Below are 2,316 nucleotides of genomic sequence, written 5' to 3'. Positions count from 1 at the left end.
CATTGGGAAGGCAGGTCACCGGCAGCGCCTCCTCGACCGCCGTGCGATGCCAGCGCGCCTTGCCGTCAATGCCTTGGAAGCTGAAGTAACCGCCGATCATGATCAGGCCGCCGCCGGCCAGCGTCCAGTCGCGCAGGAGCTTGAGCCGGTTCGGCACTGTCTTGCCGTGCAGCCAGACATCGGGATGAAGCAGCAGCGAGTTTGCGCCAATGTCGGACAGGATGATCGTCCTGTATTGCGACAGCCCTTCCATGGTGAAAGGCAGCTTCTCGACGGCCTCATGAGCGGGCATGTAGTCGAGATCGAATTCGCTGTCCTTCAAGGCGTCGACCAGGGGCGTTGCCCCGAGATGGAAGGTGACGCTGCCGAACTGGTCGAACCCCTTGTAGTGGGTCGCCGAACTCACCCAGCTTTCGCCGACAAGAAGGACTTTTGTCTTCGCCATGATCGTGCTCTCCTGATTCCGCCAGTCGCTTGTTCTAGCCGGTTTCGCCCGCCCCGATCTCTGGGATCGTGTGGTCGGGGTCGATCGGCGTTGGCGCCGGCCCTGCCACCTCAGATCAGCAGCAGGCCCTTCATGCTGGCATATCCCTTCCGCCCGATGATGATGTGGTCGTGCACCGCGATGCCCAGCCGCTTGCCCGCGTCGATGATCTCCTTCGTCATCTCGATGTCGGCGCGCGATGGCGTCGGGTCGCCTGACGGGTGATTGTGGACCAGGATAATGGCAGTCGCCGAGAGTTCGAGCGCCCGCTTGATCACTTCTCGCGGGTAGACAGGCGTGTGGTCGACAGTACCCGTCTGCTGCACCTCGTCGGCGATCAGCGCGTTCTTCTTGTCGAGGAACAGGATGCGGAACTGCTCGCGCGCCTCGAAGGCCATTGCTGAGCGGCAATAGTCGAGGAGCTGCTGCCAGGACGAGAGGATCTCGCGGCCGTGGACCTCGCCGCGTGCCATGCGCTGCGCCGTTGCGGCGAGGATTTTCAGGTCGAGTGCCACCGCAGGGCCGATGCCCTTGACCTCCTGCAGCAGGCCCACCGGGGCGCCAAGCACTTCGGCCAGCGTGCCGAAGCGTGCCAGCAGCGCCTTGGCCGCCGGTTTGGTGTCGGCACGAGGGATCAGGCGAAAGAGCAGAAGTTCCAGAAGTTCGTAATCGGGCAGGGCGTCCGGACCCGCCAGGGCAAAGCGCTCGCGCAAGCGGTCGCGATGGCCGAGGTAATGCGGCTTTTCGTCGAGCGTCGCCTTGGCTTTCGCAGCAGGCCGCATCGGCGCTTCGGAGAAGAAACTCCGCTCGTCATCGTCGCTTGTGTTCCCCATACCCCGCCCACATTGCTCCGGCACAGACATTAGAGCTGTTCTGGCCTGGATTGAAACAGTTCCGTTCTCCGATCGCGAGACGATCCACGGCAGATCGTGGCAGCCCACTGTCAGCCTAGGGCCTCCCTATACGGCAAGATGAAACCACGATTGCGCAACAAAACTTAACATCACTTAACGCATGCGGCCACTTTCACCTGACATGGTGACGCCATCGGAGGCTCTTTGCCTCGCTATACTGGAGCACGCATGTTCGCCAAAATTGACTCTGGACTATTTGCCGGCCGGGCATCTCTTGCGGTCATGGCAATCCTGCTTTCAGCCCATTCGGACGGCGCGCTGGCGGCAGACGCCATTGCGGTGAATTCCGATGATTTTACCCTGCCGCCCGAGCCTTCCCGTTTCGGGCGCTTCGAACAGAAACTGTCCGACTGGCACGTCGTGCTCGGCGGCGGCGCCATCATCGTCCCCAAATACGAGGGCAGCAATGAGTTCAAGATCATGCCGGTGCCTTTCGTCACGGCGACATTCCTCGACACGGTGACGATCGATCCGACTGGTGCCAACATCGCCGTTTATGAACAAGGACCGTTCGCCTTCAGCGCGCGGCTTGGCTATGAGATGGGCCGCAAGGAAGACGACTCCGACCATCTGCGCGGCTTGGGGGATGTCGACATGGGCGCGACGGTCGGCGTGAAGGCAGCGGCGAAGTTCGGTCCGGCCGAAATATTCGCGCAGCTGGACAAGACCATCGGCGGCAGCGATGGCCTGGAGGGCAGGGTGGGGATCGAGGTGACCCGGCCTCTGTCTCAATCGTTGATGATCGGCGCCAGCGCGTCCGCCGTGTTCGCCGACGAAAATTACATGCAGGCCTATTTTGGTGTCACGCCCGAGCAATCGGCTCGCTCGGGGCTGGCGCGCTATGATGCCGGCGCCGGTTTGAAGCGCGCCGATTTTTCGATTTCCGCCACATATATGCTCGACGAGAACTGGATGGTG

General features: G+C 62.0%; 3 protein-coding genes. 1 reads left to right on the top strand and 2 read right to left on the bottom strand.

The window, feature by feature from the left end; genetic code table 11:
* A partial coding sequence (locus EN969_RS27240) for a glutamine amidotransferase (RefSeq protein WP_245467517.1) occupies nucleotides 1-445 on the bottom strand: 445 nt, incomplete at its 3' end.
* Between the two features lie 110 nt (nucleotides 446-555).
* The gene (radC, locus tag EN969_RS27235) at nucleotides 556-1,317 is read right to left on the bottom strand and encodes a DNA repair protein RadC (RefSeq protein ID WP_013532006.1); all 762 of its coding nucleotides are present in this window, start codon (nucleotides 1,315-1,317) and stop codon (nucleotides 556-558) included.
* Nucleotides 1,318-1,566: 249 nt separating this feature from the next.
* Between radC and EN969_RS27230 the strand changes: the two genes are divergently transcribed.
* Nucleotides 1,567-2,316: MipA/OmpV family protein (locus EN969_RS27230; protein ID WP_164758532.1), on the top strand; the 750-nt coding region annotated here is incomplete at its 3' end.

Source organism: Mesorhizobium sp. M7A.F.Ca.CA.003.01.2.1 (assembly GCF_003998945.1).
GTDB classification, from domain to species: domain Bacteria; phylum Pseudomonadota; class Alphaproteobacteria; order Rhizobiales; family Rhizobiaceae; genus Mesorhizobium; species Mesorhizobium ciceri.
Note: the sequence above shows the minus strand (reverse complement) of the source record. Positions and strands in the feature narration are given on the sequence as shown.

Bases quoted from the DNA above. Each gene is read 5' to 3' on its own strand.
- radC (WP_013532006.1), bottom strand. From the start codon at position 1,317: ATGGGGAACACAAGCGACGATGACGAGCGGAGTTTCTTCTCCGAAGCG.